This window comes from Arthrobacter sp. D5-1, from assembly GCF_017357425.1.
In the GTDB taxonomy this organism is placed as follows: domain Bacteria; phylum Actinomycetota; class Actinomycetes; order Actinomycetales; family Micrococcaceae; genus Arthrobacter.
The window spans coordinates 704,801-729,136 of the sequence record NZ_CP014571.1 but is presented as its reverse complement, the minus strand read 5'-3'; the positions used below and the strand labels follow the sequence as shown (position 1 = coordinate 729,136).

The window sequence follows — 24,336 nt, the reverse complement described above, 5'->3', positions numbered from 1 at the left end:
AAGAAATGACGACCACCCACAGCCAGAGTGTGAAGCTGGCCGATGCTGAACTAAGGAGCATGGGGCTGAGCCGCCGGCGCATCCTGCAGTCGGCCGGCATCATAGCCGCAGGCACCGCTGCCACGGCTGCCACGGCCCGGCCGGCGATGGCGAACCCGGGCGGGAACGACCCCCAACTGAAGTGGCTCGTGGGTGACCACCACGTCCACACGCAGTACAGCCACGACGCGAAGTACATGATCAAGCAGCAGCTGGACACCGCGCAGGCCTACGGCGTTGACTGGCTGGCATTAACGGAACACAGCAACTTCGGCCACGCCAACAACGGCGGCGCAGTCAATGCCAACAAGGAAATCAAGGCGCAGCGTGCAGCACGTCCTGAGCTACTGATTTTCCAAGGACTCGAGTGGTACATCCCGGGTGCGGAGCACGCTTCGGTGCTGGTGGCACCGGGGCCCAACGAAGTGAACCTCCTGCGCACATTCGAACTGGTGTGGGACGGCAAGCTGAACCAGTGGGAAAAACCGACGCCGGGAACGGCTCAAGTGGAAACCTTTGAACGCAAGGCCGTGGAAGCCATCGCCTGGTTGGCCAACCAGAAGCGCTCAGGCTACATCGAGGACGTGGTGGCTTTGGCCAACCACCCCATGCGCCTGGGCATCGATTCCCCGCATGAGCTCCGCGCCTGGCGCGATGCCGCCCGCGACGTCATGATCGGCATGGAAGGTGCACCCGGGGCCCAAGGCTCGGGAGTCAGCCAGTTCTCCAGGGCCGGAGACCAGCGCGGCGAGTACACCAACAACCCCACCCAGTTCAGCTTCCCCGGGTACCCGGCAGACGCGTTCCGACCTTACGGCGGTTTCGACTGGGCCACGGCGACAGTGGGCGGCGTATGGGATTCCATGCTCGCCGAGGGCCTGCCGTTCTGGATCACGTCCAACTCGGACAACCACCTCACGGTCAAGGACACGTGGAAGACCGGACCGTACCCGGCCGAGGAGCCCTATCTCAGCCTGCCCAACGAGTTCGACCGGTGGTCCGTCACCGGCAAACGGCCGGACCCGTTCGACGCCGGCGAAAAGCAGGGCGGCAGCGACTACTGGCCCGGCCAATTCAGCCGCCTGCACACCGGTGTCACCGAGCGCTCCTACACCGGCGTATTGGAAGCCATGCGCCGTGGACGCATGTGGGTGGACCACGGACACCTGCTGCAAGGGTTGGATGTCCGCGTCCGCGAAGTCCGCGGCAATGGCGCAGGCAACAGCAACGGACGCAACGGGGTCACCCTCGGTTCCCGGCTGCAGGTTCGGCGAGGCGCCGACGTCGAAATTTCCATCACCATTACGACGACGGACTACCGCAACTTTGCGGGGATTCTTCCGAAACTCGCCCATGTGGATGTGATCGGCGGCGCTGTGACCGGTGCTGTGACGGATCGCGACACGTTGAAGGCGCCGGGAACCACTGTATGGAAGCAGCTGGACGTTTCAGGCCGCACCGGCACGTTCACCATCAGGCACGTCATCAAGGACGTCCAAAAGTCCTGCTACTTCCGTCTTCGCGGGAGTGATGGAAACCGGCACGGCGCTGGATACTACGGCGCATCCGTAGACCCCGCCGGCCCCATCCGGCACGGTGACAACCTCGGGGATGCTGATCCGTGGACGGACACCTGGTTCTACGCCAACCCGGTGTTCATCGACGTCGTGTAGTCATCACTGCGATGCCGTGCCCACTTCGCCTTCCTCAGGGTCATCGGCCGAACGGACCTCACTGCGGATAACGCCCAACTCCTCAAGCTGGGCCGACATTCCTGCGCCATCCGGAGCATAAATCCACGGCACGCCGGGTGTCGGCTGGCCGCCGGACTTTGAACGACCACCCGCAAGCACCGCTTCACCGGCAGAGAGTTGTCGGATGGCGATGGCCTTGACGTTCTCAGGATGACGCTGGGCAAACTCCGAGTAAATGGCTTCGTCATGTTGTCCGTCGTCGCCCACCAACAACCACTTGATGTGGGGGAACTCTTCCGCGAGTCGCTCAAGGGAGTTCCTCTTGTGCTCCTGGCCGCTGCGGAACCAGCGGTCAGGAGTGGGGCCCCAGTCAGTCAGCAGCTTAGGACCCGCGGGATACAAATTACGGGAGAGGAACCGCGACAGCGTCGGAGCGACGTTCCAAGCTCCGGTAGACAAATACAGCACCGGCGCAGACGGCGCCGTCCGGGCGATCCGTTCGTACAACACGGCCATTCCTGGCGTCGGGGTCCTGGCGTGCTCGTTAAGGACGAACGTATTCCAAGCGGCCAGGAAGGGACGCGGCAGGGCGGTCACCATCACTGTGTCATCAATGTCGGACACCACTCCAAAGTCGGCATCGTCCGCGACGATCTCCACGGGAGCCTCCACGATCCGCGATTCCCCGGACCGGAGGGTGATGGTGTGCCAGCCGGCGTCAAGAACGACAGGAATCCGCGCGTCCACCACACCTCCACGGTCGGCGACCACCTCGTGAACGGTCCCTGCAATCGTCACCTGCACGGCTGCGTTTGCCACGGGCGCACTCGTGAAGTTGCGCCAACCACGCATGCTTTCCTGCAGCGGTTTGGCGTGGCCTGCCGCATCCCTGGGATCACTGCGGACTACGCGCGCCAACACCCGAACCCAGGATGTGGAGCCATAGCCGGTGTACGGGATCACGGTCTCCACCCGGCCACGCCGAATGGCAAGACGTGTCTGAAAACCAAGCCACGCGTCGTCGAGCCTCAGCGCGAGGTGGCGCCGCCCGCTGCTCTGCGGTTTGCCTTGACTATCAACGGCATGGGATTGGGGTCGCGGTTTCATGGGACGGGGAGACATGCGTCCAGTCTTCCACGGCTGCCGACGAGTTTCATGCCTAGACAGCAGTGGTTGGTGCGCGGCCTTCGTCGCCATGTTGTTTGCGCGCTTCGGCAACGCGCAAACGGTCCAGTCGATTCATCAAGGGCGCAGTGGTGGCGCCGTGTACCACGATCGACAAAGCCACTACCAAACCGACCATGGCCCACAATTCGCGGGCCTCTGTCCCGAAGTTTCCGTGGCTCAGCGCGAAGGCAACGTAGAACAGGGAGCCGATCCCGCGAATTCCGAAGTAGGAAATAGCCAGGCGTTCGCGGGGACCGGTCTTTCCGCGCATGAGCCCGATCCATCCGACCACGGGGCGGACAACCAGAAGGAACGCCAGGGCGACCAACAGCTCCGCCCAGCCGATCCCCTCCAATAAGCCGCGGGCTATGGCGCCCCCAAGGAGGACCAGGATCACTACTGTCATGAGGCGTTCCAACTGCTCCACATAGCTGTGCAGCACTTGGTGGTACGCGTGGTTGCGTTCGGCGGATCGAATGGTCAAGGCGCAAATGAAAACTGCAACGAACCCATAGCCGGACACCATCTCCGTTGCACCGTAGGCCAGGAACGTCGCCGCCAGGGCCACAAATCCTTCGGAATGCTCGGACAAACGAAAACTCTTGCGTTTGGCTGCGAAAAAGACCAAGCTCAGCAACTTGCCCGTACCGTACCCAATGAGCACACCGGCAACAGTTCGCCATAGAACGTCCACAGCAACCCACTCCCCCAGCCAACCGGCCGGGGAGGCCCCCACGAGGCTGATAAGGATGGCGAGATAAACGAAGGGGAAGGCAAGCCCGTCATTCAAACCCGCCTCGGAGGTCAAGGCGAAACGAACCTCGTCTTCGTCCGGGTCCTCCTCGCTGTCCGCGGGCCTGCCAACCTGCACTTCCGACGCCAGCACAGGGTCCGTGGGTGCGATCGCGGCTGCCACGAGGATGGCTGCGGCGAGCCCCAAGCCCAGCACCCACAGCCCCAGGAGCGTCATCACAAGGATGCACAAAGGCATGACGATGCCGAGCAAGCGCCACGTGGTGGACCATCCACGCCAACGGAATGGCCGGTCCAACGCCAAACCGGCCCCCATAAGGGAGATGATGACGCAGATCTCGGTCAGGTGCGTGGTGAACTCGCCATACTGAACGGGATCCGGGTCCGGCAGCTCGGGAAGCAAGGTGAAGGCGAGGATGCCGCTGCCAAGAAAGACCATGGGCATGGACAGCGGCATGCGTCGCAACAACTTTGGCAAGACAGCAGCGGCCAACACCGCAACGCCTGCCGAAAGGAACAGGATGCTGGGGACTTCAAACACGGATGGTCTTCTTCCTGATGCGCCGTTCGGCGCATCCCAGAAGCCTAGTCCCGGCAGCGCCGTTCTGCTATCCCGCCCCTCCAGCCGGCAAGATCCGGCCAGACCTCATCCAGCCCAGGCGACACCCAAGGCCGCGTCGATGAGGACCTCAGCCGCTTGACGCGCTTGCCCGGCGGCGTCGGACGTTCCGGCGATGGCCGCTGTAGTCTGGGCGCCTTCGGCGAGGATGGCCAGTTGCGGCGCCAAGTAGCCCGGAGCACCGGCCTCCACCGCCAGGCGGGCGACGTATTCCTGGAATGATTCTTTGTGCTTCCGCGCATACTCGGCGACCTCGGGGCTCACGGCACCCAGCTCGGCGAAGCTGTTAATGAAACCGCACCCGCGGAATGAGTCCTGGCAGAACCAACCGGCAAGGTAGTCGAAGATGGCAAGGAGCCGCTCCCGCGGCGCCCCGGCTTGTTGGACTGTAGCGTCCAGCCCTTCGGTCCAGGACTGATGCCGGTACTCCAGTACGGCCATGACAATGCTGCTCTTTGACGGGAATTCCCCGTAAAGCTTCTTCAGCGAAACCCCGGCAGCGGAACGCAACTCGTCCATCCCAACAGCCTGAATTCCCTTGGCATTGTAGAGCTCGTCAGCAGTGGCAACGATGCGTTCGCGGACTTCGGAAACATTCATGCATCCATTCTACTTGCAAAGAGAACGAACGTTCTCTACGATGGTAAACACCAGAAGAGAACGATCGTTCTCTACTCGCAGAAAAGGGACAATATCATGGGTTTCATCAAGGTCGGCACCGAAAACACCACTGACATCGAGCTCTACTACGAAGACCATGGAACAGGTCAGCCCGTAGTCCTGATCCACGGCTACCCGCTGGACGGCGGCTCCTGGGAGAAGCAAACCGCAACCCTCCTCAACGCCGGCTACCGCGTCATCACCTACGACCGCCGCGGGTTCGGCAAGTCCAGCAAGCCGACCACCGGCTACGACTACGACACCTTCGCCGCCGACCTCAACACAGTCCTCGAAACCCTGGACCTGAACAACGCAGTACTGGTGGGCTTCTCGATGGGTACCGGCGAAGTAGGGCGCTACCTCGGCACCTACGGCGAAGGCCGCGTTGCGAAGGCCGCCTTCCTGGCATCCCTCGAGCCCTTCCTCCTCCAGACGGACGACAACCCCACCGGCGTCCCGTCCAGCGTGTTCGACGGCATTCGCAACGCAGCCATCGAGGACCGCTACGCCTGGTTCACCAACTTCTACAACGACTTCTTCAACACCGATAACTTCCTTGGCAACCGTCTCAGCGAGGAAGCCCTGCGGAACTCGTGGAATGTCGCCGCAGGATCGTCCTGGTACGCATCCTTCGCCGTCGTGGATTCATGGCTCACGGACTTCCGCGCCGACATCGGGAAGGTCACCGTCCCGTCTTTGATCGTTCACGGCACCGACGATCGCATCCTGCCGATCGACGCCACCGGACGGGAATTCACCAAGCGGCTCCCCTCCGCCGAATACGTCGAGATCGAGGGCGCGCCCCACGGCATGCTGTGGACACACGGCGCTGAGATCAACGAGATCCTGCTGCGCTTCCTGGCGAAGTAGCCACCTCCGACCCCTTACCACGCACAACTAAAACCGTTACGACGGCGGCAGGTCACCTTGGTTGGCGGTTTCTAGGAGTCGTTGCAACACCTGTTGGTTAGGTGGTTAGTAGTAAATCACGTAGGCGCTCGGCTGGGGTTTTCCAGCCGAGCGTTTTGCGTGGGCGGCCGTTGAGTTCCTGGGCGACGTGTTCGAGGTCTTCGGGTCCGTAGGCGGATAGGTCGGTGCCTTTGGGGAAGTATTGGCGTAGCAGGCCGTTGGTGTTTTCGTTTGAGCCGCGTTGCCAGGGGCTGGCGGGGTCGCAAAAATAGACCTGCATGTCGGTGGCGAGGGTGAAGGATTTGTGGGCTGCCATTTCGGCGCCTTGGTCCCAGGTCAGGGAGCCTCGCAGGTGTGCCGGCAATGTCGCCATTGTTTTGATGAGGCCGTCGCGGACAGTTTCGGCGGTGTGGTCGCCCGGGAGGTGGACGAGCATCACGTATCGGGTGGTGCGCTCGACTAAGGTCGCGATCGCGGACTGGTTCAGGGCCCCGGTGATGAGGTCGCCCTCCCAATGGCCGGGCACCGCGCGGTCCTCGATCTCGGGTGGTCGTTCGGAAATCATGATCATCGGGTCGACGAATCTGGGGGTGCGCTGCTCGTCCGTGCGGTGGGGTTTCCGGCGGGTCCGGCCGGTGCGTAGCGCTGCCTGGACCTCGCGTTTGAGTCCGCCCCGTGCCTGGAGGTAGAGGGCCTGATAAATGGTCTCGGTGCTCACGCGCATCTCCGGTCTGTCGGGGAATTCTTCGACCAGGGTGTGGCTGATCTGCTCTGGAGACCAGCGTAGGAGCAACTTGTCTTTCACGTAGTTGCGCAGGCCCGACTCGATGGCCAGTTTGGCGGACTTGGGCCGCCTCCGCCGGGTAGCTGCCTTGCGATGCGCTCCGTGGGGCAAGTAGCCCAGGAGGGGGTCGGTATTTCGTGCCAGCTCCCGGCTGACTGTTGAAGGCGATCTGCCGATGGTGCGGGCGATCGCCCTCACCGAGGAGCCAGCTGCCTGCAGATCCCGGATCAATTCCCGTTCCTGAACATTGAGGTATCGCGGGTCAATAGGTTTCTCTAACGCTGATACTTCCACCGGCACCACTCCTGGTGTGCCGGTGGAAGAGGTCTTAGTGGTCACACCACGTTTGTAATCGACCACCCGGCCATCCGGATAAATGCGTCGCCCACCAGACTTCCTGATCCCGCGTTCCCACTCCCGGGCGGTCTTAGGATTGACACCTACGGCGGTGATGGCTTCGCTTCGGCTCATTCCGACCTTCCGCAGCCGGAGGAATTTTTCCCGCCGGTCGGATCCTGGGGCTTTGCTGGCAATTCCCGCTTCCGAGGCCCAGCGGTGGCAGGTATTGACGTTCAAACCAAGTTCGGCAGCGGCCAGAGTCACGCTCTCCACGCGCCGGAGGACCGTGAAGAACTCTTCCTTCTGCTCTGGCGCGTACTGCGTCCTGACGACCTTCTCGTTCCGGACGCCGGCCTTCCGGCACCACTGGTAACAAGTCACCCGATTCAGTCCAAGTTCCGAAGCTGCGGCAGTGACGCTGCCAAGACGATCAAGGGCTTGAAAGAACTGAGTCCTTAGCTCAGGCGCGTACATCCGCCGGTTTACCGGTACCTTCTTTAAAGACGACACGGTCGTTGCAACTCCCAAAAATTCTGGGTGTTGCAACGACCGCTAGAACCGGCCGTTCCAATCGAACCCACCGTGGCCTGCCGTCGTCGTGCGTTGACGTAGCGCACGTCACGTCCTATGATTTATGAATCGATTCAAGATGTAACCTTCCTCACGCTGAATGACCACTTTGTTCAGTCCTGGATGGGAAGAGTTCTTGTTCCTTGCCAATGACGCCAGAGGAGTACAGCGACGTGACAGTCACGCACCGGAGGGATCCCGCCCCCTCCCCCGAGCACCCTGCCGGGCCCGAACGAACCACCGGCCAGAAGGATCCGAAGAAAGCCGCAATGAGCGGTTGGATCGGAAGCGCGCTGGAGTATTACGACTTCGCACTGTATTCGCTGGCGGCCACGCTGCTGTTTCCCACCATCTTCTTCCCCACCGAAAATCCCACGGTTGGCATCATCGCCTCGTTGGCGACCTACGCGGTGGGGTACGTTTCCCGCCCACTCGGTGCCGTGATCCTGGGAGCCTATGGTGACCGGCACGGACGCAAGAAGGTGCTCGTTTTCGCGATGCTGCTCATGGGCTTCGCTACTTTTGCCGTCGGGCTGCTGCCGACGTATGGGCAAGTTGGCCTCCTTGCGCCAGTTCTGCTGGTGATCCTCCGCCTGATCCAAGGATTCGCCGTTGCAGGTGAACTCGGCGGCGCCAGCGCGATGATCGTGGAGCACTCTCCTGATGCGAGACGCGGCTTCTTCGCGAGCTTCAGCCTGCAGGGAACGCAGGTGGGTTCAATCCTGGCTACCGCGGTACTGATTCCGCTTGCCGCCCTCCTTCCCGACGAGCAGTTCCACTCCTGGGGCTGGCGCCTGCCGTTCCTGCTCAGCGCCGTGGTGATCGTGGCCGGGTACGTTATCCGGCGCCGCGTTGAAGAGCCACCCGCCTACCTGGCCCACTCCGAAGACGCCAGCGTCAAGCGCCGCTTCCCGCTGGTGGACCTCCTGCGCACCCACCCCTGGGTCCTGGTCCGATGCATCATCATGACCTTCACCAACGTGATCGGCATGGCGACCCTCATCTTCGGTGTCTCCTTCGCTACCCAGAAGGGATACGGCATCGGCTTCTCCAGCAGCGAGTTCCTCTGGGTAACCTTGGCAGCCAACGTGGCCGCAGTGCTGACCATCCCCCTGTTCGGCGCCCTGTCCGACAGGATTGGCCGGCGGACACTGATGGTGGCGGGCGGCATTGCCGGCGGATTGCTGACCGTGGTTTACCTGTGGGCCATCGAACAGCGCAGCCTGCCCCTGGTGTTCCTCTGCGTGGTGATTGTGCAGGGCATCCTCTTCCAGATGTGGAATGCCACGTTCGCCACATTCTTCCAGGAGCAGTTCCCCATGCGGATGCGGGTCACGGGCTTCGCAGTCTCCCAGAACATCGGGCTTATGATCGCGTCCTTCTTCCCCAGCCTGTTCACGGCGATCGCTCCCCCGGGATCGGCGAATATCCCCCTGGTCATCGGCTTGACCACCCTCGGGATTTGCCTCGTCTCAGCCGTAGCCACCCTCATGTCCTCTGACACGAAGGGCAAGTCGCTGGAGGACCTCGAAACCCGCTGACAGGTTTCCGTGCACCGGGATCGCCGGAAGGGCTCCAGTTCGCTGGTCCTTTCCGGCGATTTCGCATTTCTCCGGCGACTTCGCAGTTAGTCGTTGACCAGCTCTGTGGCAGCATGACATACAGCTTGCAAAGCCCACCAGCAAGGAGAACGAGAGTATGAGCACGCCCATTAAGATCGCTGTGACTGGCGCGGCCGGCCAGATCGGCTACAGCCTCCTCTTCCGGATCGCCAGCGGTGCCCTCTTCGGTGCTGATACGCCAGTGCAACTCCGGCTCCTGGAGATCACGCCGGCGTTGAAGGCACTGGAGGGTGTGGTGATGGAGCTCGATGACTGCGCGTTTCCCGCACTCGACTCGGTCGAAATCGGCGACGACGCAGACCACATTTTCGACGGCGTCAACCTTGCCTTGCTCGTCGGCGCACGTCCTCGGACCAAAGGCATGGAACGCGGCGACCTGCTCAGTGCCAATGGTGCTATTTTCACGGCCCAAGGCAAGGCGCTGAACCGGGTCGCAGCCGACGATGTCCGCATCGGCGTGACGGGCAACCCGGCCAACACCAACGCCTTGATCGCGATGAGCAACGCCCCGGACATCCCCGCCGGGCGGTTCAGCGCCCTGACCCGCCTTGATCACAACCGCGCCCTTGGACAGCTGGCGAAAAAGACCCAAGCCAAGGTGGGGGATATCCGCAAAATGACCGTCTGGGGCAATCATTCCGCCACGCAGTATCCGGACATCTTTCATGCAGAAGTCGCCGGGCGGAACGCGGCTGAGGTGGTGAATGACCAGGACTGGATCGAGAACGAATTCATCCCCACGGTTGCCAGGCGGGGTGCAGCGATCATCGATGCCCGGGGTGCGTCCTCCGCGGCATCGGCAGCGTCGGCAACCGTCGACGCAGCCCGCGACTGGCTGCTCGGCACCCCCGAGGGCGATTGGGTTTCGATGGCCGTTGCCTCCGATGGGTCATACGGGGTGCCCGAAGGTCTCATCTATTCGTACCCGGTGACTACCTCAGGCGGGAACTGGGAAATTGTTGAAGGGCTGGAAGTGAACGATTTCAGCCGCAGGAAGATGGATGCGACAGCCGCCGAGCTTTCCGAGGAGCGGGCTGCCGTGGCGGAACTGGGATTGATCTGATCTCCATCAGCGACGTTCCGTTGGCGTGACCAGCCGTGCAAGGTCGGTGCCGGGTGCCGCCAGCCGGTCAACTGTGCTGAAGATGAACTCCTGCATAGCTGCTGCGGCTGCCGAAGGACCAATGTCGTCGCGTCGGGCCAGGTTGACGGTTCTTGTCAGTGAGGGATTGACCAGACGGGCACTGTGCAGTCCGGGCCGGCCGATGACTACCATTGCCGGCACCACTGCAACACCCAGTCCCCGTTCCACGAACCGCAGCACGGCGTCCATCTCGGCGCCTTCGACGGCGATCACCGGTTCCAAGCCGCTGGCGGAGAATGCCGCCTCGGTGGCCACCCGCAGGTCATAGCTGCGGTTAAAGGCCACCTGCGGAATGCGCGCCAACTCTTCCAGGGTGAGTTCTTCGTGCGCCGCCGATCCCGCGGCGGAGACAACTACCAGCTCCTCAGTCAGCAACGGAATCAGCTCAGTTCCCTTCACAGTGGGGTCCACGCCGCGGGTGACCACCAAAGCCAGATCCAGCGCGCTTTCATTCAGGGCATCAACAAGGAACCGCGAACCGCCTTCAGTGATGTGCAATTCAATTCCGGGGTGCGCCTTTCGGAAAGAGGCCAGCACATCGGCCACCAGTGAGACACACAGCGTAGGCGGGGCGCCCAGGCGAATGCGGCCCCGGCGCAACCCTGCGAGCTCGTTCATTTGCTCCCGCGCGGTCTGCGCGTCACCGAGCATGCGCCGGGCGATGGGCAGGAGGAGCTCCCCCGCATTCGTCAGGGTCGCCCCGGACGGTCCGCGGTGGAAGAGAGCCATTCCAAGATCGGCCTCGAGTGCGGCGATCTGCCTGCTGAGGGAAGGTTGCGCGAGATAAAGTTGCTCGGCCGCGCGTGTGAAATGGCCCACTCGGGCGATCGCCTCGAAGGTGCGTAACTGCTCCAGCTTCATGGTCATAGCCTAAACGCATGATTTTCACTCAAATAATTCATTGGAGACATGAAGCCATTCCTCCTAGCGTTGACATCATGAACCTCAACTCCAATCCAGAACGACTCCTGTCCACCTCGGTGCTGGTGATCGGCACCGGCGGCGCCGGCTTGCGCGCCTCGATTGAGCTCGCCCAGCGGGGCGTGCAGGTGCTGGCGGTGGGAAAGCGGCGCAAGCACGACGCCCACACGAGCCTTGCCGCCGGTGGCATCAACGCTGCTTTGGGCACGATGGACCCGGAGGACAGCTGGCAACAGCACGCCGCCGACACCCTGAGGGAGTCCTACTTCCTGGCCGACCCGTCCATTGTCGAAACAGTTGCCCGCAACGCTGCCCGCGGCATTGAGGACCTTGAACGGTGGGGCATGCCCTTCGCCCGCGAGGAAGATGGACGGATCTCCCAGCGCTTCTTCGGAGCGCACAAGTATCGCCGCACGGCCTACGCCGGGGACTACACCGGGTTGGAGATCCAGCGCACGCTGATGCGCCGGGCGGCAGAGTTGAACGTGCCCATCATCGACACCGTCTACATCACCCGGTTGCTCGTCGCCGACGGCACTATCTTCGGAGCCTATGGATTCGACGTCGTGGATGGGACCCCTGTGCAGATCCACGCCGATGCCGTCATCCTGGCCGCAGGCGGACATACCCGCATCTGGCGGCACACCTCTTCCCGGCGCGATGAAAACACCGGGGACTCCTTCCGGCTGGCTGCCCTGGCCGGAGCCCGGATCCGCGACGCCGAGCTGGTCCAGTTCCACCCTTCCGGTCTGTTGGAGCCCGACGACGCGGCCGGCACGTTGGTCTCCGAGGCGGCCCGTGGAGAAGGAGGCATCCTCACCAACGCCCTCGGTGAGCGCTTCATGGAACGCTACGACCCCGAGCGCATGGAACTTTCCACCCGGGACCGGGTTGCGCTGGCCGCCTTCACCGAAGTCGCCGAAGGTCGCGGGACCCGGAAGGGCGGCGTCTACCTGGACGTGTCCCACCTGCCACGGGAAACCATCATGGCAAAGCTGCCTCGGGTCTACCGCACCCTGATCGACCTTCAGATGCTGGACATCACCACCACCAAAATCGAAATTGCGCCCACAGCCCACTACTCGATGGGTGGGGTCTGGGTTGCCCCCGAGGACCACGGAACAGGAGTGAACGGCCTCTACGCAATCGGCGAGGCATCGTCCGGGCTCCACGGCGCCAACCGTCTCGGCGGCAATTCACTGATTGAGCTGCTCGTTTACGGACGTATCACCGGCGAGCATGTGGCCGACTACGTCCATTCGCGTACCCATCTGGTCCGGGATCCCGCCGCTGTAGGAACAGCCCGCGGGGAAATGCAGTCACTGCTCAGTGAACGCGGGACAGAATCCGCACGGCGGCTACAGCGTGAACTACGCAACCTCATGACCGAACACGCCGGGGTGGTCCGCACTGAACAGGGACTGGAACAAGGACTCGAGAAGCTGACGGCCTTGGAGGAGCGCGCCCAGCTGGTCACCGCCCACCCGGACATCGCCGGGTTCGATGATCTGGCCCACGCCTACGACCTTCTGGGCTCCCTGCTGGCAGCACGGGCCACCCTCGAGTGCGCCCTTGAACGCCGCGAAACCCGCGGCGCCCACAACCGTGCGGACTTCCCAACGGCAGATCCCTCACTCCAGGGGAACTTTGTCTGGTCAACGGACGAGGGCGTCAGATTCGAAAGTCTGCCTCCGGCTCCGGATTCCTTCCGAGCCCTTGCCGAGGCCTCCGCGGACGATTCCGTCTCCGGGAAGCTCGTCGAGTAAAACACCCGCCAGCTGACCGCGGCCCTTGGTACAGGACGCTTACCGGGTGACCTCTTCCAGCAACTCAAGTACATGCCGGTACTGGGATCCCGTGGCCCGTGTCATGCCGAGCTCACAGGTTCTGTTGCAGGAGGCGTGGGCAGCAGCGTTCAGGTCCGCTACGTCCGCGGCCTGACGCGCTGTTGCCGACGCCGTCAGTTCCGGATGCAACATGCCCCTGTCACCGGCAAACGCACAACAACCCCAGTTCTCGGGAATGTCCACGCGTTCCGCCACTGCACCTGCAACCACGCCCAGCGCATCATTGAGTCCCATCCGCGTTGACGAGCAGGTGGGATGCAGCACCAGTGTTTGAAGTTTCCCGTGCTCGGGCAGCAGGGGCAGTATCCGTTCTGCGGCGAAGTCCACGGCGTCAACGATGTGCAGGGGAAGCTGGCCCTCGGCGGGGACGTCGGATTCCACGGCATGGCGGAGGCCCTCCGTGCAGGAAGAGGCGTCGCAGACGATGGGCAACTCGCCGTCACGGGTGGCGTGCCGGAGCGCTGCGACTGTTTTCGCTTCCATGGTTTCCTGGCCGTCAGCCATCCCTTTGGAGGACCACGGCGTCCCGCAGCACAGGCCGTCAATACCTTGTGGAACCAGGAGCGTTAGCCCTGCCCGGGCAGACAGTTGTTCAAAGCTGTACTGCACGCCGCGTCCGCCGGCTTCAGGTGATGCCCCTGCCGGACCGAACATGGTGTTGACGCAGGCAGGGAAATAGACGGCATCAACATGCCCCGAAGGAGCAGGGCGTTTCCGCGGTGAACCTCCGCCTGGAAGCTCCGTGGAGTACAGGGGTACAGCATCTGCCCCCAGGACAGCCCGCGCCGCTGTATTGGGTGGCTTGATGACGGCCGCTGGGAGCTTGTCCACCACGGTCAGGGCAAGGGCCGCCCCGCGAGTGACACCTTCCCAGTGCTTGGCTGCGGCGTTCCACGCGCCGTTGGCGAGTTTTCCGGCGTCGTTCTTCCTCAGGCGCTTCACCAGTGATCCTGTGTTGATGTCCACCGGGCAGGCGGTTTGGCACATGCCGTCCACGGCGCAGGTGTCCACCGACTCGTACCCGTAGTCTCGCTCCAGCTCCTTCACCAACGCCAAGTCTCCGGCCAGTCGCGCGGATTCAATGGCACGCAGGGTGACGATTCTTTGGCGCGGCGTGAGGGTGATGTCCTTACTGGGACACACCGGTTCGCAATATCCGCAGGAAACGCAGCGATCCACTTCCTCCGCTACTGGCGGGGCTGTCTTGATGTGCCGGAGGGGGGCCACAGGGTCCTCATCCATCACCACACCCGGGTTCAGCATGCCTGCGGGGTCGAAGAGCCGCTTGATGGTGCGCATGACGTCGTAGAGCTCCTCGCCGTATTGCCGGCGGACGAACGGGGCCATGACACGCCCCGTGCCGTGCTCGGCCTTCAACGATCCTCCTTCGGCAAGGACAAGGTCCACCATGTCCTCGGTGAAAGCGCTGTATCGGTCCAGTTCGGACGTCGAGGCAAAGCCGTCGGTCAGCATGAAGTGGACGTTGCCGTCCTTGGCATGGCCGAAGATCACGCTGTTGCTGTACCCGTACTTGTCAAACAGCCCGATCAGGCCCCGGCAAGTGCGACCAAGCGCGGGCACCGGCACCACAATGTCTTCCAACAGAGCCGTGGTGCCTTGGGGGCGCGCGCCGGCCACGGAGGCGTACAGGCCTTTTCGCAGTTGCCACAGTTGCGCGCGCTCCCGCGGATCGGCGGTGAACTGCGCGGGGGCGGAAAGCCCAAGGCTCTGCAGGATTCCCGACCCGCCCGCCCGAAGCTCCTTCAGTTGGTCGGCACTACCTGCGGAATACTCCACCAGGAGGGCGGCATTGTCACGGACCGCAATGTCATGCACGACGGCGGGAGTCCCCTTGAGCGTCTGGCCCACCTTGAGCGACAACGCATCCATGAGTTCGATGGTGGCGGCCCCGGTGTCAACGAGAGCGGGCAGCGCAGCATTGGCTGCCTCGAGATCAGGAAAAACCAGCAGACCCGTTGCAGCATACTGGAGCCGGGGAATGGTCCGGAACACCGCCTCAGCCACGAATCCCAGAGTGCCTTCGCTGCCGATGATCAGGTGTGCCATGATCTCCACCGGGTTCTGGAAGTCGAGCAGGGAGTTCAGGCCGTAGCCCATGGTGTTCTTCATGGAAAACTGCTGCCGGATCCTCTGGGCAGAGTCGGGGTTGCTCCGGACCCGTTCAGCCAACCGCGCCAGGCCACGGTAGAGATCCGGCTCAACGGTGCGGAGCTTTTCCCCGGCGTCGGGCGCCCCGGTGTCCACGACCGTCCCGGAAGGCAACACTACGGTCAGCGACTCCAAAGTGCGGTACGTGTTGTCCACGGTGCCGCAGTTCATGCCGGAGGAATTGTTGGCTACTACCCCGCCTATGGTGCACGCCGCTTCGCTGGCCGGATCGGGCCCGAACTTCCGGCCGTAGCGAGCGAGCCTCGCATTCAGGGCCCGAACGGTAACGCCGGGCTGGACACGAACCCGGGCGCCGTCGTCGAGCACCTCAATGTCCCTGAAGTTCCGGCGAACATCCACCAGCACGCCGTCGGTGACAGCCTGTCCGCTCAAGCTGGTACCGCCGGAGCGGAAAGTCAGCGGCACGCCCTGGGCGGCGCTGGCGCGCAACAAACCTCCGACGTCGGCAGCACTTCCCGCTGTCACCACAGCCTGCGGAATCAACAGGAAATGCGAGGCGTCATGGGCATTGGCGTGACGATCGATGGCCCTGGTGCGTACTGCGGCGGGATCCTGCAGCGCAGCGCGGAAACCAGCAAGGTCAAGGGAAGCCAACTAGGGCACCATCCAATCGAGTACGGGGGTGGACTGCCGGAAGATCAACACGATACGATTGTCTAACAAGTACGCATGCCGGTCAAGAATTCTTTGCTGACTTGTCTGGCACGATAGGACGTGGAGATCCACTTCAACCCTTCAAGGAGGCCTCGTTGCAGGGCCGAGTTTCAGCAGTTTCAATCGTCGACGCCATCGCAGCGGACCTCCGCAGCCGCATCTTTGCCGGTGACCTGGGCCCGGGCGATACGCTCACGGAAACGGACGTCGCCACCTCCTACGAGGTAGCCCGGCCCACCGCCAAGGCCTCCATTGAGAAACTCGTACCCGAGGGCCTGCTGGAGCGCGGAACGCACAAGACCGCTCGCGTTGTGGATCTCGGACCAGACTCCGTGCGCGACATCTACCTCGCCCGGGCATACCTCGAAAGTGAAGTGCTGCGGCGGCTCGCCCACAGCAAGACGGTTCCGGAGGGAGCAGTGCAGGCGAACCGGGACATCGCCGCGCTCCAAAGCGGCACTCCCCTGGACGTGGTGGAACCTGACATGCGTTTCCACACCAGCCTGATTGACGCCGTGGGGAACGAGCGGCTCAGCCGGATGTACCGCTCGCTCGTGGGAGAAGTGCGGATGTGCATGGTCCGCGTCCAGTCCCTGCATCTCCTGGATACCTCGCTGATCCATGCCGAACACCGGAAAATACTTGAGCTCATCGAATCCGGCCAGGCGGACGCAGCAGCAGCCTTGCTGGACGAACACCTCGGCCGCGCGCGGGACCGCTTGGCCGAAGCCATGGGAGGGGACCCCGCTGCACGTCCGGACCCCGCACGTTTACGGCCCGGGCAGCCGAAGGGCTAGATATCGATGGGGCGCGCAAATTCGGGAGGGGTGCCGATCTCGTCGACGTGATGGCCCGTACATGGATGACGGGTGGCGGTTGCGCGCTGGATCCGGGTCAGATCAAACCAACGGATGCCGTCACGCAATCTGCACCATGCCACAAGCATCCACCGGTTACCGTTGAGAGCGAAGATCATCGGCTCCACCTCACGCCGCGTGGTGTCGCCCTTGGAATCGGTGTAGGTCAGTTTTACGGTGACTTGGTCAATAGTGGCTTGCTCAAGCACTGACATCACCCGACGGTGTGGCGCCGGGCCGACGTCGACCCAGATTCGCTGGGACAGTTCAGCGGCTCGACGGCGGGCAACTGGGTCCAGCACGTCCAGCACTTTCCGGATCGCGGCGCGGGCCGAATCGGAAAACGGTGCTTGATTGCTCGCGGACACTGCCGCGCTGAGGGCCAACGCCTGCGCGGCGGTGAGATTCACCGACGGCAGCGACGACATTTCCGTCAGCCCGTAACCGCCGCCTGGACCTGTTCGCCCCCAGACTGGCAACCCGCCGGCCTGGAGCGCGGCCAAGTCACGTTTGACGGTGCGAAGGGCCACCTCAAACTCATCGGCAAGCTGCTGCGCAGTGCGCCCACGAGTGCCTGCCCGGCGCAGTGACTCAGTAAGGGCATGAAGGCGCGCGGTTCTGTTCATTTTGCCACTATCGCAGAAATAGTGACTGAAATAGTGACATGGGGTTGTCCGGAGCGCGCGCGAGCATGGAGACATGGAAACAATCACAACCACTCAAACGTCAATCGTTCTCGTCCCTGGCCATTGGCTGGGTGGATGGGCGTGGGACGCCGTCGTGGCGGATCTGCGCAGCCGCGGACACCGCGTCACAGCAGTGACGCTGCCGGGCCTTGACCCCGAGGATCCCGAGCGGGCTTCAAGGACTCTGGCCGACCAGGCCGACGCTTTGCGCTTGGCTGTGAGGACTGCCGGCAACGACGGTTCCCCCGTGGTGCTCGTCGTTCACAGCGGCGCCGGAGTCCCCGCCTCCGTCCTCCTGGACCAGAACCCCACCGCCGTCACCAGAATCATCTACGTCGACAGTGGCCCTGCCTCGAATGGCTTTGTCGTCGATGCGTCCGGGCCACCAGATCAACAAGAAGTAATGCTGCCACCCTTTGACCAGCTGGGCGCGAGCCTCGACGGGCTCAGCAGGAGGGACCTTGAACTATTCCGTCAGCGAGCGGTGCCGATGCCCGCGAACGTCGTGCGCGCTCCACTGCATCTTCAGCACGACTCCCGACGAGACGTCCCCTCGACGATCATCGCCTGCTCCTATCCCTCCGAGGTTCTGATGCAGATGGCGCGCGAAGGCGACCCCATGATGGCAGAGGTCGCCACCCTCCGTAACCTCGAACTTGTCGACCTCCCCACTGGCCACTGGCCGATGTGGAGCCGACCCGTCGACCTCAGCATCGTTATTGACGAAGCAACTGCCAAGGACCGCCGATGAGGCGAGGCGACCCGCCGCCGTCGCCCCTTCAGTGCGCGCAGGTCGAGTGCGACTCGGCCGGGACGCCGTGCCCAACACCGGCCGCTGACGCGGGCACCGGCGGATCGTCGCTGAACTCCCGGCGGGCGTCGTGGACTACGGCGCCACCGACGATTGTCAGATCAGCCCGCTCGCCGAGCAGTTCCGAGGCCTCCAGCGTGTACAGGTTGGCAGACCAGACCACGACGTCGGCCCTGGCTCCTGCGCGGATAACGCCCAGTTCGTTCTCGGCGTGCCACGCCCACGCGCCGCCTTGTGTATACGCACGGAGGGTGGTGTCGAGGTCGAGGCATTCATCGGGGGTCCAGGCCGAGCCGCCGTCGAGACCCGCCCTGGTGAGTGCGGTGTAGAAACCCACCAGCGGGTCCATCTCTCCCACCTGCCAGTCGCTGGAAAAAGCCAACCGGGCGCCCGAGTCTGCGAGTGACTTGAACCGCCACGCACGGTCCCAGCGCCCCTCACCAACGTTGTCCATCCACGTGCCGGCCACCAAGTCCGGGGAACAGTGCCGCGGCTGCATTGCAGGAACAACTCCCAACCGGGCGAAGCGGGGCAGATCGGCGTCGTCCAAACACTCCACATGCACAATTCCGTGACGGTGGTCCGTGGTGCGGTTGCTGCGTTGGGCGCTTTCAATCGCATCCAACGCCATGCGCACTCCCCAGTCGCCGGTGGCGTGGGTGTGGGTTTGGAAGCCAAGCCTATGGAGCTCGCCCAGCATCGCCGTGAACTCGTTGGGTGGCATACTCGGGGAGCCGCGGTGCCCTGGTCGGTTGGCGTAGTCTGCAAGCATGGCGGCAGTGTGTGGTTCGATCACATCATCCGCGTAGAGCTTGACCGGACCAAGCCGAAGCATGTCGTCCACCGGCGCACTGTCCACTGCCTCGCGCAGGTCCTTGCGGAACTCTGCGTCGGAACCCACGGGGTGGAAGAGAGCGGTGATCACGCGCGAGTGCATTTTTCCCTCTGCCCGGGCACGATACATAAGATCGAGCTCCGCCAAGGGCACCTGGGGTTCCACCACTGTGGTGATGCCGCTCGCTGCAGCCATCGCCAGGCTTGAGGTGATGCGCCGGTAGCGACGGTCAGGAGAATACATGGGGATATCGCGTTGCAGTCCGCGCAGTCCTGAGGCGGTCATGGCACTCGTGTAGAAGTCGGTGACCCACCCGGTCGGGTTCCCATCGGCATCGACTTCCGGACGTCCCCACGGGATGGATGATTCATGGGTGATGCCCAGCACTCTCAGCGCGGCGTCGTTGAGCCACACCGAGTGCTGGTCGTAGGTGGTGATGAAAACCGGGCGGTCCGTCACTCCACGTAGGTCCGAAGCATTGGGCCGCCGCCCTTCCACCACCGAATACACGGCATTCTCGGCGCAGATCCAGTCCAGCTCCGGCCGCTCCACTGCGTGTTCGGCGATCCGCTTCCGGACTTCGCCCAGGGAGGAAGCACCTTCGAGGCTAACGGCATCCGGGTCGAAGCCGAGGAGCAAGTGGTTGTGGCTGTCAATGATGCCGGGAGTCAGCAGGCGTCCGTTGAGGTCGATCCGATGGCGGGCCGCCGGAGCATCATCGTCCGTTCCCACGTAGGTGATGTATCCGCCCGTAATCCCGACGGCTTGGGCCCAGCCGGCACCATCAAAAGTGCGGACAGCCCCGTTGTGAAGCAGCAGGTCAAGCATTGTGGTTCTCCTCGTCAAGAACAGCGTCAAGCAGTAGAAGGTGGGTCCCGCTCCGCGGCCGGAGGTACAGGAAGTAGTAGGCGAAACCGCCGGTCACGAAGACCAGGGAGATGCCCAGGCTGAGCCATTGTGCCGGGTCAAGAATTGCCACGATGAACACCAAGCACAGAGCCGCGATACACACAGCCGGCGGAAGGGGCCACCACGGCATCCGGTAGCCGGTCCGGCTGCCGTTGGTGCGGCGGTGGTGGATGGCTGCCAACGCAATGAAAAGGTAGCTGAACGTGAGCGTGGAACCCGTAGCCGTGAGCAGGACGTCAAGAGGAACGAAGCAGGCCAGGAAAGCAAAGACGCCCATGGCGGCGGTGGCCGCGACCGGCACTTGACCCTTGGCACTGACGCGGCGCAGGCCGCGGGACACCCCGCCGGGCAGGGCCTGATCACGGGCCCCCGCATACAGCAGGCGCCCGGCTTGGAGAGTGATGGCAATGATCGCGTTGATGATGGCAAACGCCACCGCCAGCAGAACCAGCATGGTGACTGCTTCCCCGGCACGCTCGCTCAGAAAGACTTCCACGGGGAGTTCAGAGCCGAACAGCTCCTCTTGGGAGGACGCACCAAGGAGGATCGCACCGAGCGGGACGATCTCGACGGCAATGGTGACGGCCGCGCTCCAGATCACCGCACGGGCAAGGTTGCGCTTGGGATTCTTGGTCTCCTCCGCAAAGTAGACCGCTCCCCCGTAACCGTTGAAGGAGAAGATCCCTTGCGTCACGCAGATCATGAGCCCGGATATCGCAAGCGGCGCCAATGACCCCGTGTCGGGATCCAGGGCTTGGGCCGTAAACAGTGTTTCGACAGGACGCTCAATGTGGATCAGGCCCAAAACCGCCAGGAGCACAAGGGCCGCCAGCTCTATGAACAGAAAGATACCCGTGAGCCAAGCATTGGCCCGTATATTGAAGCAGGCGGTGATGGTGGTGAGAACAACTACGGCAAGCGCCGTCTGCAATGGAGAGAGTCCCGCGATCGCTACTCCCAGATAGTCCGCTACACCCAGTGCGAAGACCGCCACGATCAGGGGCAAGGACACCAAGCTGATGAAGAAGGTGGCGACTCCGAACGCCGGACCCAAGGCCCTTGAAACGAGTGAATAATCGCCGCCTGCCACAGGATAGGCGGAAGCAAGTTCGGCATAGCAGAAGGCCACCAAAATGCTCACGACGCCCGCGATCAGGAATCCCCAGACGACACCTGTGCCGAAGGCTGTCAGCGCGGCGCCGCCAAGGATGAAGACGCTGGAAGCAGGCGAGATGGAGGAAAGAGTGATGAGGATGTTTCCGCCGAGGCCAAGGCTGCGGGACAGTGAGGCGTCATAGTTTCGGCCGGTCCCGGCGCCCGGGGGACTTGGGGGTTGCGCCGGAACGGAGGTGATGGGCTGTTCCATGGGGATCCATTCGGGTTGAATTAGTTTTTTGACGTCAGTGTCAAATAACTATTGGAGTGTGGCAGCTCACATCGGATAGTGTCAAGAGCATGGCAAGACCCAACACCCAGGAACAGCGCCGATCCGAACTCGTGGAGGCTGCCCTCAAAGAGGCCTCAACCCAAGGTCTGCGCTCACTATCCCTCACCGATGTCGCCAAGAGGGCCGGGCTGACCAGAGGGGCTTTGCTCTACTATTTCGACGATCTGGATGCCCTCCTCGTCGAGGCGCATCGTGCCGGAACTGAGCGGTTCTGCGACCACAGGGACGCAGTGGTGGCCCAACTTTCCTCGCCCGCTGAAAAGCTCCGGGCGGCCATCTCCGCGGGCCTGCCCAGCGGTCCCGACGACGCCCTCATGCGCCTGCTCTACGAATTCGACTTCATGGCCGGACAGTCAGAACTGCACGACACCTTGGTCCAGCAGATGTACCTGCGGCAGACCGCCACCTACCGGGCGATCTTCGAAGAGGGCAACGCCTCGGGCGCGTTCAGCATTTCCACCGACCTGGACCAGGCAACCATGAACATGGTGGCACTTGAAGATGCGTACAGCCTGCACATTGTTGCCGGGAACAGGCTCGTGACGGTGGACATGGCATGCGACGCGATGCTTGCCTTTGCAGAACAGATTGGTTGCCGCCCATTGCCCTGATGCGTTGAGGTCCCACCAGGCGCTCCGTAAGCGGTTTCTTAAGAGTCTGTTCAAGCTGGGTTCCCCGTTTGTACCTCATGCGGGAAAGCAAGCTGCCTACCGTCGTGAGGGTGAATACTCCAAAACGGCTTAGCTCCAGTCTCGTGGCAGCAGCACTGCTGGCCACAGCGCTTCTACCCCTCGCTCCCGCCAATGCTGCCCCGGCGTCCCCCGACCAGCAAGTCGAACCGGCGCCTGCCTACAGTCAGGACTTCTCCGGCACCGGCCTCCCCGACGGCTTCACTGCTGTCGAGGGAACCTGGAAGGTGGAGAACGGCCGCCTCTACGGAACCAGCACCTCCTCCAACCAGCTTTCGCGGATCACCTTCGGGCCGCACCTGGCCAACTACCGGCTTGAAGCAACGGTCCGCTTTGAGAATGTACTCAACGCTGCCCGCTGGTCCGCCTTGGCACTGGATATGAAGCCCGATGGCAGTGTCCCCTATTGGATTGCGACCATGCGCTCAGGGAGCACTGCCACCAACGGCTTGGAGTTTGCCGAGCGCAACGCCTCCAACGCATGGAACGTCACCAATACCGCCGCCGCTCCTTCGGACGCTGGTACGGGGAAGGACGTCCGCGTTTCCGTCGACGTTCGAGGCAAGAAGGCCGCATGGTTCTTCAACGGCCAGAAAGTGATGGAAACCAACCGCCTGATCCGCACAGACAATGGCGTTCTTGGCCTCGTCGCCAACGGTGCAACAGTTTCCTACGACGACATCAAAGTCACCGAACTGCCTGCCACCGAATCCCTGCTGATCAAGCCCGGAGAAAAGCCCGCAGTGATCGCCCACCGGGGACTGTCCTCAGTCATCCCCGAGAACACACTCCAGGCCCTCCTCTCGGGAGGCCGGGCCGGCGCCGACTGGATCGAGATGGACGTCAACACCACGCAGGACGGCGTCCCAGTGGTCATTCACGACAACACTGTGGATCGCGTGACGTCCGGGACCGGCGACGTCTCTACCCTGAGCTCCGGCTACATTGCCGGGCTGGAAGCAGGATCCTGGTTCTCCCCGGCCTATGCCGGCGCCAAGGTTCCCACCCTTGCTGAGTTCCTGGACCAGACCAATACCGAGGGCGCCGGCTTGCTGCTGGAGATCAAAGGCCCGGAAACCCGCTCAGAAGTCCAGCGTGTGGTTGACATGCTCAAGGAGCGCGGCATGCTGGAGCAGACCATCCTGCAGAGCTTCGACACCAACGTTCTGAGCTACGCGCGCGAGTACGAGCCATCCCTGAGGCTCGGCCTGCTCCGGGGTGCCTTGGACGCTGACGTTGTGGCTGCAGCCAAGCAGTTCGGAGCCGTCACGTACAACCCGAGTTGGTCAGCGCTTGCCGCCCGTCCAGATGCCATCAAGGAATTGCACCAAGCCGGCATCGCCGTGATGCCCTACACCGTGGACAGCCCGCAGCAATGGAAGGATATGACCGAGGCCGGCGTGGACGGCATCATCACCAACCGCGCCGGCGCCCTTGTGGGCTTCCAAAGCGCTACCCCCACCGCTCCCACCCCTGAGGCTCCGTCCGTCCGCTTCGCAGGAAAGCTCGAGGGCGCCACTCTGAGCCGCGGCGACACCGTCACCCCCGCTGTGGAAACCACCAACGCCGACAATGTCACCATCCAGCTCGACGGGCACACGGTCGCGGAAGGCGACGCCGTCAAGGCACTGACGCTCGCGGCCGGGCAGCACACCCTCATCGCCACAGCCAGCGGCCCGGGAGGAGAGGCGACGGCGTCCATCACCTTCACCGTCCAGGCCAGCAAGTCCGGACTTTACGTCGTCCTCATCTCAGACGGTATCGACAGCAAGGTGCGCGACAAGCTCATGAAAAACGTGGACCGCGAACGTTGGGCAGACGTCGAGGCCGATGCCAAGGCTGCTTCGGGGAACGGCATCCCCGCGGAGCTCGCCGCGATCATCGCCAGCGACGCAGCAGCGCTCTGACCTTCGACGGACGACATCACGCGTTTCCCGGGATTCCCAGCTAGTCGAAGAAGCCGACGATGTAGCCGATGAAGAACAGCAGCGTCAGCAGCACGCCGGCACCGATGGCTGCCAGCCACAGGAATTGAGTGCCCTTCCTGGGGCCTCCCTCGTCATGGCCCTGCGGTCCGGCGGTGGAGGCTTCGCCAGGAGGGGTCTCCCCCGGGGGCACTCCTCCACCTGGCTCCAAACCGGTGATCTTGTCTTCATATGGATCGGGGTTGCTTCCTGACACGTTCACTCC

19 protein-coding genes are annotated in these 24,336 nt (G+C 63.1%); 9 read left to right on the top strand and 10 right to left on the bottom strand.

From position 1 onward, the window contains the following. Positions 1–5 precede the first annotated feature (5 nt). A complete protein-coding gene (locus tag AYX22_RS03505) occupies positions 6–1,712 on the top strand; it encodes a PHP domain-containing protein (protein WP_242703506.1) in 1,707 nt (568 codons plus the stop codon). Positions 1,713–1,715: 3 nt separating this feature from the next. Here AYX22_RS03505 and AYX22_RS03500 read toward each other — a convergent pair whose 3' ends face one another. From AYX22_RS03500 to AYX22_RS03490, 3 genes are all read right to left on the bottom strand, one after another. Continuing rightward, a complete protein-coding gene (locus AYX22_RS03500; RefSeq protein ID WP_207596137.1) occupies positions 1,716–2,855 on the bottom strand; it encodes a phosphatase domain-containing protein in 1,140 nt (379 codons plus the stop codon). Positions 2,856–2,892: 37 nt separating this feature from the next. Then, positions 2,893–4,194, bottom strand: a complete 1,302-nt coding sequence (locus tag AYX22_RS03495; protein ID WP_207596136.1) for a cation:proton antiporter — start codon at positions 4,192–4,194, stop codon at positions 2,893–2,895. 105 nt (positions 4,195–4,299) lie between these two features. Continuing rightward, a complete protein-coding gene (locus AYX22_RS03490) occupies positions 4,300–4,872 on the bottom strand; it encodes a TetR/AcrR family transcriptional regulator (RefSeq protein ID WP_207596135.1) in 573 nt (190 codons plus the stop codon). Between the two features lie 96 nt (positions 4,873–4,968). Here AYX22_RS03490 and AYX22_RS03485 point away from each other — a divergent pair, with 96 nt between their 5' ends. Beyond that, the gene (locus AYX22_RS03485) at positions 4,969–5,802 is read left to right on the top strand and encodes an alpha/beta hydrolase (protein WP_207596134.1); all 834 of its coding nucleotides are present in this window, start codon (positions 4,969–4,971) and stop codon (positions 5,800–5,802) included. Positions 5,803–5,899: 97 nt separating this feature from the next. On the opposite strand, the gene AYX22_RS03480 is transcribed toward AYX22_RS03485, so the two are convergent. Then, positions 5,900–7,096, bottom strand: coding sequence for an IS30 family transposase (locus AYX22_RS03480; RefSeq protein ID WP_207597452.1), 1,197 nt, complete (start codon positions 7,094–7,096; stop codon positions 5,900–5,902). Between the two features lie 611 nt (positions 7,097–7,707). Between AYX22_RS03480 and AYX22_RS03475 the strand changes: the two genes are divergently transcribed. Then, complete coding sequence (locus AYX22_RS03475) at positions 7,708–9,075, top strand: MFS transporter (RefSeq protein ID WP_207596133.1); 1,368 nt, start codon at positions 7,708–7,710, stop codon at positions 9,073–9,075. 157 nt (positions 9,076–9,232) lie between these two features. Next, complete coding sequence (locus AYX22_RS03470) at positions 9,233–10,219, top strand: malate dehydrogenase (protein ID WP_207596132.1); 987 nt, start codon at positions 9,233–9,235, stop codon at positions 10,217–10,219. A gap of 6 nt (positions 10,220–10,225) precedes the next feature. On the opposite strand, the gene AYX22_RS03465 is transcribed toward AYX22_RS03470, so the two are convergent. Next, positions 10,226–11,167: a LysR family transcriptional regulator gene (locus AYX22_RS03465; RefSeq protein ID WP_207596131.1), complete on the bottom strand. Its 942-nt coding sequence runs from the start codon at positions 11,165–11,167 to the stop codon at positions 10,226–10,228. A gap of 71 nt (positions 11,168–11,238) precedes the next feature. Between AYX22_RS03465 and AYX22_RS03460 the strand changes: the two genes are divergently transcribed. Continuing rightward, on the top strand, positions 11,239–12,987 hold the full coding sequence (locus AYX22_RS03460; RefSeq protein WP_207596130.1) for an FAD-dependent oxidoreductase: 1,749 nt from the start codon (positions 11,239–11,241) through the stop codon (positions 12,985–12,987). Positions 12,988–13,026: 39 nt separating this feature from the next. On the opposite strand, the gene AYX22_RS03455 is transcribed toward AYX22_RS03460, so the two are convergent. Then, entirely contained in the window at positions 13,027–15,852 is a 2,826-nt protein-coding gene (locus AYX22_RS03455) for an FAD-binding and (Fe-S)-binding domain-containing protein (protein WP_207596129.1), read from the bottom strand. A gap of 155 nt (positions 15,853–16,007) precedes the next feature. On the opposite strand from AYX22_RS03455, the gene AYX22_RS03450 reads away from it, so the two are divergent. Next, positions 16,008–16,709 carry a GntR family transcriptional regulator gene (locus tag AYX22_RS03450; RefSeq protein ID WP_207596128.1) on the top strand — a complete coding sequence of 234 codons (702 nt, stop codon included), beginning with the start codon at positions 16,008–16,010 and terminating at the stop codon, positions 16,707–16,709. Here AYX22_RS03450 and AYX22_RS03445 read toward each other — a convergent pair. Beyond that, entirely contained in the window at positions 16,706–17,395 is a 690-nt protein-coding gene (locus tag AYX22_RS03445) for a WYL domain-containing protein (protein WP_207596127.1), read from the bottom strand. The genes AYX22_RS03450 and AYX22_RS03445 overlap by 4 nt on opposite strands. A gap of 73 nt (positions 17,396–17,468) precedes the next feature. Here AYX22_RS03445 and AYX22_RS03440 point away from each other — a divergent pair, with 73 nt between their 5' ends. Next, positions 17,469–18,206, top strand: a complete 738-nt coding sequence (locus tag AYX22_RS03440; protein WP_207596126.1) for an alpha/beta hydrolase — start codon at positions 17,469–17,471, stop codon at positions 18,204–18,206. A gap of 28 nt (positions 18,207–18,234) precedes the next feature. Here the strand turns inward: AYX22_RS03440 and AYX22_RS03435 are convergent, their stop codons facing one another. Together AYX22_RS03435 and AYX22_RS03430 are read right to left on the bottom strand one after the other, a co-directional pair. Then, positions 18,235–19,929 carry an amidohydrolase gene (locus tag AYX22_RS03435; protein ID WP_207596125.1) on the bottom strand — a complete coding sequence of 565 codons (1,695 nt, stop codon included), beginning with the start codon at positions 19,927–19,929 and terminating at the stop codon, positions 18,235–18,237. Continuing rightward, entirely contained in the window at positions 19,922–21,376 is a 1,455-nt protein-coding gene (locus AYX22_RS03430; RefSeq protein ID WP_207596124.1) for an APC family permease, read from the bottom strand. Before AYX22_RS03430 ends, AYX22_RS03435 begins: the two co-directional genes overlap by 8 nt. Before the next feature lie 89 nt (positions 21,377–21,465). Between AYX22_RS03430 and AYX22_RS03425 the strand changes: the two genes are divergently transcribed. After that, positions 21,466–22,068 (top strand): TetR family transcriptional regulator, encoded by a 603-nt coding sequence (locus tag AYX22_RS03425; protein WP_207596123.1) that lies wholly within the window; start codon positions 21,466–21,468, stop codon positions 22,066–22,068. 110 nt (positions 22,069–22,178) lie between these two features. Beyond that, positions 22,179–24,053: a glycerophosphodiester phosphodiesterase family protein gene (locus AYX22_RS03420; protein ID WP_207596122.1), complete on the top strand. Its 1,875-nt coding sequence runs from the start codon at positions 22,179–22,181 to the stop codon at positions 24,051–24,053. A gap of 40 nt (positions 24,054–24,093) precedes the next feature. Here AYX22_RS03420 and AYX22_RS03415 read toward each other — a convergent pair whose 3' ends face one another. Continuing rightward, complete coding sequence (locus AYX22_RS03415; protein ID WP_091465072.1) at positions 24,094–24,327, bottom strand: DUF6480 family protein; 234 nt, start codon at positions 24,325–24,327, stop codon at positions 24,094–24,096. Positions 24,328–24,336: the final 9 nt, after the last annotated feature.

Coding starts and splice junctions, on each gene's coding strand:
- AYX22_RS03485 (WP_207596134.1), top strand. CDS start 4,969: ATGGGTTTCATCAAGGTCGGCACCGAAAACACCACTGACATCGAGCTC.
- AYX22_RS03465 (WP_207596131.1), bottom strand. CDS start 11,167: ATGACCATGAAGCTGGAGCAGTTACGCACCTTCGAGGCGATCGCCCGA.
- AYX22_RS03440 (WP_207596126.1), top strand. CDS start 17,469: ATGGAAACAATCACAACCACTCAAACGTCAATCGTTCTCGTCCCTGGC.
- AYX22_RS03470 (WP_207596132.1), top strand. CDS start 9,233: ATGAGCACGCCCATTAAGATCGCTGTGACTGGCGCGGCCGGCCAGATC.
- AYX22_RS03430 (WP_207596124.1), bottom strand. CDS start 21,376: ATGGAACAGCCCATCACCTCCGTTCCGGCGCAACCCCCAAGTCCCCCG.
- AYX22_RS03435 (WP_207596125.1), bottom strand. CDS start 19,929: ATGCTTGACCTGCTGCTTCACAACGGGGCTGTCCGCACTTTTGATGGT.
- AYX22_RS03505 (WP_242703506.1), top strand. CDS start 6: ATGACGACCACCCACAGCCAGAGTGTGAAGCTGGCCGATGCTGAACTA.
- AYX22_RS03425 (WP_207596123.1), top strand. CDS start 21,466: ATGGCAAGACCCAACACCCAGGAACAGCGCCGATCCGAACTCGTGGAG.
- AYX22_RS03500 (WP_207596137.1), bottom strand. CDS start 2,855: ATGTCTCCCCGTCCCATGAAACCGCGACCCCAATCCCATGCCGTTGAT.
- AYX22_RS03480 (WP_207597452.1), bottom strand. CDS start 7,096: ATGAGCCGAAGCGAAGCCATCACCGCCGTAGGTGTCAATCCTAAGACC.
- AYX22_RS03490 (WP_207596135.1), bottom strand. CDS start 4,872: ATGAATGTTTCCGAAGTCCGCGAACGCATCGTTGCCACTGCTGACGAG.
- AYX22_RS03460 (WP_207596130.1), top strand. CDS start 11,239: ATGAACCTCAACTCCAATCCAGAACGACTCCTGTCCACCTCGGTGCTG.
- AYX22_RS03445 (WP_207596127.1), bottom strand. CDS start 17,395: ATGAACAGAACCGCGCGCCTTCATGCCCTTACTGAGTCACTGCGCCGG.